Origin of the sequence: Actinospica durhamensis (genome assembly GCF_018139695.1) — a bacterium.
GTDB lineage: Bacteria > Actinomycetota > Actinomycetes > Streptomycetales > Catenulisporaceae > Actinospica > Actinospica durhamensis.
In genome coordinates this window covers 1-7,454 of record NZ_JAGSOG010000357.1, presented here as the reverse complement: position 1 = coordinate 7,454, position 7,454 = coordinate 1, and the positions used below count along the sequence as shown (strand labels likewise).

The 7,454-nt window shown below is 67.7% G+C and carries 5 protein-coding genes and 1 pseudogene; 5 read left to right on the top strand and 1 reads right to left on the bottom strand.

What is annotated here, in order from left to right; all coding sequences use genetic code 11:
• The 4 genes and pseudogenes from KDL01_RS37230 to KDL01_RS37215 all read left to right on the top strand — a co-directional run.
• Positions 1–269: pseudogene (locus tag KDL01_RS37230) on the top strand (hypothetical protein); the annotation flags it as partial.
• A gap of 120 nt (positions 270–389) precedes the next feature.
• Positions 390–914: a TIGR00725 family protein gene (locus KDL01_RS37225; protein ID WP_212533421.1), complete on the top strand. Its 525-nt coding sequence runs from the start codon at positions 390–392 to the stop codon at positions 912–914.
• Positions 915–965: 51 nt separating this feature from the next.
• Positions 966–1,880, top strand: coding sequence for a serine hydrolase domain-containing protein (locus KDL01_RS37220; protein WP_212533420.1), 915 nt, complete (start codon positions 966–968; stop codon positions 1,878–1,880).
• Between the two features lie 555 nt (positions 1,881–2,435).
• A complete protein-coding gene (locus KDL01_RS37215; protein WP_212533419.1) occupies positions 2,436–5,240 on the top strand; it encodes an NACHT domain-containing protein in 2,805 nt (934 codons plus the stop codon).
• 91 nt (positions 5,241–5,331) lie between these two features.
• On the opposite strand, the gene KDL01_RS45700 is transcribed toward KDL01_RS37215, so the two are convergent.
• Entirely contained in the window at positions 5,332–6,513 is a 1,182-nt protein-coding gene (locus tag KDL01_RS45700; RefSeq protein ID WP_212533418.1) for a HEPN domain-containing protein, read from the bottom strand.
• 161 nt (positions 6,514–6,674) lie between these two features.
• On the opposite strand from KDL01_RS45700, the gene istA reads away from it, so the two are divergent.
• The coding region (gene istA / locus KDL01_RS37205; protein ID WP_438802013.1) for an IS21 family transposase at positions 6,675–7,454 on the top strand (780 nt) is incomplete at its 3' end.

Below are 7,454 nucleotides of genomic sequence, written 5' to 3'. Positions count from 1 at the left end.
GCACCCGAGTAGCCCCCGTTTCCCGTCCCCCCGCCCGGAAGAGACCTTCTGCACCCGACCGATACCACCCCGAGCACGTCGAATTCCGCATCGGCGGCTTCACTCTAGGCTTCGACACCGTCGAAGCCGCCTGCCGCGTCCACGGTGTAGACCCCCAGCCCGGCGCCCCCACCATGGCCCTCATCTTGTGGACCGACGACGTCGACCACACCTTCGTCACCCTCACCGCAGGCGGCAACCTCGTCGAGCTCGTCTCGAAAGCCTCCTGAGCCCGTCCGCCGCGACCGAACAATCTATAACGCCACGACTCCACGACGGCTGTTCTAAGATCGAAACCAGCCCGGGGGCCCGGGGGAGTAGTCGGGATGCTCGAGGCATGGATCGCGTGAATGATGCCTGATAGTGAGAAAATCGACCCACCGCCGCAAGCTTCCCGCACCCCCTACGTGGCGGTGGTCGGACCAGGCGAAGCAAGTACGCATGAGCTGAGACAGGCTGAGCAAGTCGGCGTTCTGCTCGCACTTCGCAGGGCGGTAATCCTCTGCGGAGGGCTGGGCGGCGTCATGGAGGCAGCATGTAAAGGCGCTGCCCTTCACGGAGGCCACACCGTCGGATTCCTGCCCGGCCGTGACCGCGCAGCAGGCAATCCGTTCCTCACCATCACCCTCCCCACAGGCCTCGGCGAGCTGCGCAACGGCCTCGTTGTCGGCTCGGCCGACGCAGTGATCGCCGTCGGCGGGAGCTGGGGAACGCTGAGCGAGATCTCCCTGGCCATGCGAACCGGGAAGCCCACGTTCGTCCTGGGCGGCTGGAAGGTCGACACCAACGCTCAGGCAGCGGGCGCGAGCAGCCCTCGCGAAGTGTCGAGCGCCGAAGAGGCGGTCGACGGCGTGTTCGCCATGTTAGGCATCTAACGGGGGAGCAGCTAGCCGCGAATGTCAGACCCCGCTATTAGGCTCACCGCCATGCGAGAACTCATTGACGCCCTGGTCCGGTCCGCCGAGCGAGAGGGCATGGAACTCTACGGAGTGCACCTCTACCGTCGCGGTGCCGAGCCGGTCGAACGCAGGCTCCGCTCGGACGACCGAGTCGACGTACGGTCGGTCTCGAAGACCTTCACGTCCGTAGCGCTTGGCATCGCCGAAGCCGAAGGCCGCCTCGCCCTGGACGACCCCGCCCTCAAGTACTACCCCGAGCTAGCCGACTCTGCCGCGCCCGGCCTGGACCAGGTCACGCTCCGGCACTTGCTCACGATGACGTCCGGCAGCCCGCACTTCTGGTCCGCCTACGACACCGTCGTGGTCCCGGACCTGGCCGCTGACTTCTTCGCGACCCCGCTCACGCACGAGCCCGGCACGTATTTCAAGTACACCGGCATCGGCCCGTACATAGCAGCCCGCGCCCTCCGCGCCGCGACCGGCGCCAACGTCCGCGACTACCTGCTGCCCCGCGTCTTCACCCCGCTGGCCATCCACAACCCCCAGTGGCACACCTGCCCCCTCGGCCACCCGCTCGCGGAGAGCGCCCTCCACCTGAGGACGTCCGAACTGGCCCGCTTCGGCCGCCTCCTGCTCGACGAGGGCCGCCACGAAGGCCGGCAGCTGGTCCCCGCCGAATACTGCGCACGGATCGCGACAGAGACCGTCTCGACCGTGCAGGACCCACCAGTCGAAGGCTTCCGCCTCTCGGACAGCTACGGCCTAGGCGTCTGGTGCACCCCCGGGGAGAAAACGTACAAAATGGCAGGCAGATACGGCCAGCTCTGCATAATCTGCCCAGATAAGGAAGCGGTGGTAACCGTAACCGCCCACGTGGAAGGGGGCTCCCCGCGAACCTCGATAACAGCCCTAATAGACGAAGAGATCGTAGCCCGCCTATAAAGGCAAGCGCCGTTCCTCGGATTTGAGGCTGGTGTGACTGGCGAGTCTGGAGCGACGAACGAGCACGGCGCTGGGAGATCATGGAGTGATCATCGGAGTGCCGTGTTCGTCGGTGCTGGCCTCGGGGTGTGCGCGATGAGCGCGGTGGGCCACGACCACCAGGCCCCACTCCCGCCAAGAACAGCATCATGCATAAGAGAGATCATGGCGGGCGCAAGTCTGTGACCTGCGAGTATTCAAGGGTCGATAGCTCTGAACTCGTAGAATGCTGCATATGCATGAAGATCTCTGCCGATCTCTGCCGTCTCCTGCCGGTTCTCGCGGGCCAACTTCCCCAAAATCTGTCCAACACAGAGAACTGATATCCAATGGCCCGGCAGGCCTGCCGTCAGGCACGATGGCGGGCCCAGCTTGCCGCACGGTGGCGCAGGACCTACCGTCGCGTCCAACTTTGGGGACGTCGGCCTCGACGTGTCGGATTTGGCCCACGTCGCCTGTCCATGCGCGCGTTCCCCGGCAACAGGGTCTGTCGGTCGGCGCGAGCAGAATGCCTTCATGGTGAAGAAGCGTGGCGCCGCCGCCGCGGGCGGCGGCTCTCGTGAACATCCGTATCCGGCGGAGGCTACGGTCAAGCGCTTGTACGCCAAGGCGCTGTGGTGTGCGAAGCCGGGGTGCGGGGAGCCGCTGTACAAGGCGGGTACCGCCGGGGAGAAGGAGGTTTTGAACAGTCGGGTCGCTCATATCCACGCGCGCTGTTTCGGCGGCGCGCGCTGGCTGGAGGGCATGACGTCGGCCGCGAATCGCGGATACGACAACCTCGTGATCTTGTGCCTGCTCCACGCGGATGCCGTGGACAAGTGCGAGGCGGACTACCCGCCGCAGATGCTGCGGGAATGGCGAGCGCAGCATGAAGCCGAGGTGCGCGAGCTCGGTGGGGTCAAGCGGCCGCCTATGACAGATGCTCAGGTCGCGGAGGTGATGGCGCGCTCGTTCGTACCGCTGCTGGCGGACGCGCTGCGCGAGGTGCTGCCGTTCTCGGCGTGTTCGCGTACGAGGTCGCAGGCGCTTGAGCGTGCGCGTGCCGAGTCGAGGGGGAGGAGTCTGGCGCGGCTTGCTCCGGTGGAGCGTTCACTTCGCGAGCGCGTCTTGGCGTGGGCCGTTGAGACTGAGGTGTTCAGGGTGGCGGTGCCCGAGGGATGCGTGCGGGTGCTCGTGGCTCCGATGGGATCGGGCAAGAGCGAGCTCGCGGAGTCGTGGTGGTCCGAGGGTTTGAGCGAGGCCGAGGCGGACGACGCAATCGAGGTGCCGGTGTGGCTGGACGCGCGGGCTGTTGCGGCCCGGGGCCTCGCGCCGGCCCTTGTCGAGGCGATCGGCGGGGATCCGGTCCGCCCGTGCCGTGTCGTCCTTGATGATCTGGACAGTGTCGGAGCGCAGGAGGCCCGGTTCCTGTTGGAGCAGGCGCGTCGGCTTGTGACAGCGTCGCCTCATGTCCGCGTCTTGGCCACCGCCCGCCCCGGAGCGGTGTCCATTGACGGTGAGGGTGAAGCGGTCGCGGTGCCGGCGTGGAGCGTGGAGCGAGGCCTGGCGCTGCTCGACTTGATCGTCGGCGAGAGCAGTCCACAGCAGTGGTGGGCCCCGGAGACGCGGCCGCTGTTGGAGCGGCCGCTGACGGCGGCGGCGCTCGCTGCCCGATTAACTGCAGGAGGGGATGCCCAGGTGACGCGTACGCGTCTTCTTTCCGATCTCGCGCCGCTGATCGTGGAGCGTGGGAGGAACGACGCCGCGGATGAGCGGACCTGGGAGCACTTCGCCCGGCTCGCGATTTCGATCTTGCAGGAGCGTGGTGCGGTCCGCGCGGCGAGTTTCGCCAATCGGCCGGTGGTGTGGGGTCTGTGCGCGACCGGACTGGTGGTTGAGAATGACGGCGCCCTCGCGTTCGCGCTGCCGTTGTTCGAGCAGTACTTCGGTGCCGAGGCGATCAGGGCCGGCGCCATGCCGCTTGCCCAGGCCGCGGCGGTCGAGGCGTTCGATCGGTGGCGCTATGCGATCGCGTTCGCGGTGGCCGACGGAACTCGGGTGCAGGCAGAGCGCGACATGGCGGTGATTGCCCGGGCGAACGCCGCCGCGGCTTCCTGGGTCTTCGACGAGGTCGCGCCGCAAGACCAACACGCCTGCATCGGCGACGGTCTCACCGACGCCGTGGTGCGTGCTGAGATCGAAACGGGATGTCCCGAGCTTCGCGGTGAGAGGGACCTCTCGATCGCGGTGGGGCGGTGGCTGCGCGGGCCCATCGAGGCGATGCTGGAGGGGTTCGGGCCGTTGCGCACGGATCTGGCGGCACACCGCGAGGGCGTGTTGTGCCGGTGGGGCGTTCGCGTTCAGGCGGGCTGGGTGTTGTTGGCGAAGTCGAGAAGCGAGGTCGTGCCGCCACTCGTGCGGATCGATGATCCGGACCGGGAGGTGGTGCGCGCCGCGGGCTGGCCCCGGCAGGAGAGGTTCGCGCTGCCGACCGGTGAGCTGGCGCGGTGGCGTTGGGCGCGTACTCAGGTGCGTGAGCAGCTGGTCGATCTGCTTCAGCGCCGCCGCCTGCCGACCTCGCGCGCGAGTGTGCTCACGCGCGAGCGGATGTGGGAGTTGGCGTCGTTCGTCACCGCCGGGCGGTTCGGGCGCGACGGCGAGCAGATCCGTGTGGAGGTGCTGCGCAGGGAGTTGGCCCCGTATATGGAGAGGGTCAACTCCTCCGTGATGTTCACGCAGCAGTGGACGGGTCTGCGGGCGGACTCCACGGACTTCAGATGGCTCGATGAGCAGCTACGTTCGTTCGAGGGGGACGTGCTCGAGCGGCCGTGGCCGGCCCCGGATCTACCTGAAATCTTCCGGCGGAGCTACGCGCTGAGGTACACGCCGCAGGCGACGGCGCGGTTCGTCGCCGGAGTGCTGGAGGCTGCGCTGGAGGGCTACCGGGATTTGGTCGAGGCGAACTTCGGTCCGTGCGCTTCGAGCTTGGCGACCTACCGCCTTCTTCCGGCCCGGGTGGACGTGCTCGTCGAGCGCTTCGAGGGCGAGCGGGAGAGTGCTGGCGGCCTCCAGTACCTCATCACGCCCCACGACGCGGCCTCGGCCGGGTGGCGCTTGGTCGAGGTGGAGCTGTGCTTAAGCCAAGAGGAGGCTGCGGGCTCGGGGTTCGCCGCGATGTTCCAGCGCGGTGTGGGCCGGATACCGCCGGGCTCGATCTCCGATACCAGCGACCTGCCAATGCACTGGAGCCGCCCGGCCAGCGGCTACGCCTACCGCTGGCTGGTCGATGACCTGGTCAAGGTCGGTCTGCTCGAGCCTTTGTCCGTCAGGTTCTTCAACTGACACGCGGTCGCAGCCTCCCAGGGCGCCGCGTTCGTCCGCATTGCCGCCGCCACCTGTGCGTAACCTGCCACCGTGGATTCGGGCTGAGATCTCAAGCCTCGCTGTTGCCGGAGCGAGGGCCGGTGAGGAAGTCAGCGGCGGGCGGAGCCGGCTGGGCGGCATCGGGGACGCCGAGTTCGGCGAGCGTGTTCTGCCAGTGGGCGCGCCATTGCGCGCGCTGCTGATCGTCGACCATGGCCACGTCCACGGAGGATTCCTTGCCGTAGGGCCACAGTGCGTCGGGGCCTGAGGCCAGGCACAGGCGGGCGAGAAACGCCCTGCGTACGAGGTCGCGCAACCGGTCGACTGCGAGGGCCAGGGCGATTCCGGTCGGGGTTTTCTCGGGCACGGCGGAGATCTTCGCGAGTTTTTTGACGAGTTCGGCTTCCTTCAAGCTGCCGCCGTGTACGAGTGTGGAGCGCAGGCTGTAGAGCAGGTTGATGTCGGTGGAGATCGTTGCACCTGGGTCGGTGGCGGTGGCGAGCAGTGTGGCGGCTCGCAACCGCAGGCGCGCGGTGACCGCCTCGGTGTTCTGGTCATCGCTGATCAGGGTTGCTTCGAGAGCCGTGGCGAGGTCGACGATGCTCTCGTACGGATCATGCGCCTCGTAGGCTTTGGTGAACCGGTAGACGGCGATGTCGAACGTGGTGATGAGCATCTTCGCGCGGTTGACGTCGGCGGCGTCGAGGTAGTCGCCGAGCGCGGTGAACGCGCTCTCGTGTTCTGAGCTGAGGCGGACGATGCGTTCCACGAGGGGGAAGGTGAACGGCTCGCCGAAGGCCCGGTGGCGTGGGGTGTCCCGCGAGATCACTGTGGCTGGGCCGTCGATCTGCCAGCACGACTGGTGGGTGCCGGCGAACAGCAGCCGGGAGAGCAGCATGAAGCGGTCGATGCGTGCTGTGCGCGCTTCCCGGGTGCGGTGGACCTCGCCGACGGCGACTTCGGCGGTGGTCACAAGCAGGCTCAGCGGCGGGCCGAAGGCGTGTGGGACCTCCTCGTCGAGTGCCCTTGGGATCAGGGTACGGGCCTGGTCCTGGAGGCTCCCGGGCCCGGTCTCCGGGTGGATGGTGACGCCGGCTACCTCGACGGGTTGCCCTGAGGAGGTGGTCAGGTGGGACACAGCCCGGCAGCAGCGCAGTTGTTCCACTCCGGAGTCGAGCAGGGTGATGAGTTCATCGAGGCTCTGGGTGGTTGACTCGCTGTCTGTGAGTTCGGCAGGGTGATTGGTACCCACTTCGACAGGTTGGGTCGGACCCTGGGTCTGGGACGGATGTCGTAGACCCACCTTGTTTTTGGGCGACACGCCGGTGTTCGGCGCAATGCGGGGTCTGCTCCGTTCGGGAGCGTCAACCTTCTACCAAACTTAAAGATCGCGGCCAGGTCAGGAGGCCCGTGGTGGGTAGGTTGTCGCGTGAGGAGATTTTCGAGCGCGTGCGTCGGGACCGGCGGGTGGATCCGTCGGTGTCGGTGCGGGAGTTGGCGCGCCGGTACGGGCTGGGCCGTCCGACGGTGCGCGCGGCGTTGAACGGCGCGGTGCCGGCGCCGCGTAAGCCGGTGTCGCCGGCGCGTTCGGTGCTCGCGCCGGTGGCGGTGTTCATCGACGCGATGCTGCGCGAGGACGTGGCGGCGCCGCGCAAGCAGCGGCACACGATCGAGCGGATCCAGCGGCGGCTGGCGGTGGAGCGGGAGTTCGACGGGGCGTCGTATTCCTCGATCCGGGACTATGTCGCGCGGCGGCGCCCGCAGATTGTGGCCGAGGCGCGGGCGGGGGCTGCGCATGTGGACGGGGTGGTGCCGCAGGTGCACGCGCCGGGGGCGGAGGCGGAGGTCGACTTCGCGGACGTGTGGGTTCGGCTGCGTGGTGAGCTGACGAAGTGCCGGCTGTTCACGCTGCGGTTGAGTTTCAGCGGCAAGGCGATCCACCGGGTGTTCGCCAGTCAGGCGCAGGAGGCTTTCCTCGAGGGGCACGTGGAGGCGTTCCGGGCGCTGGGCGGGGTGCCGACCCGGCACATCCGGTACGACAACTTGAAGCCCGCGGTCAAGCAGGTGTGCTTCGGGCGCAACCGGGTGGAATCGACCCGATGGGTCGCTTTCCGATCATGGTATGGGTTCGATCCTTTCTACTGCATGCCAGGGATCGAAGGGGCGCATGAGAAGGGCGGGGTGGAGCACGAG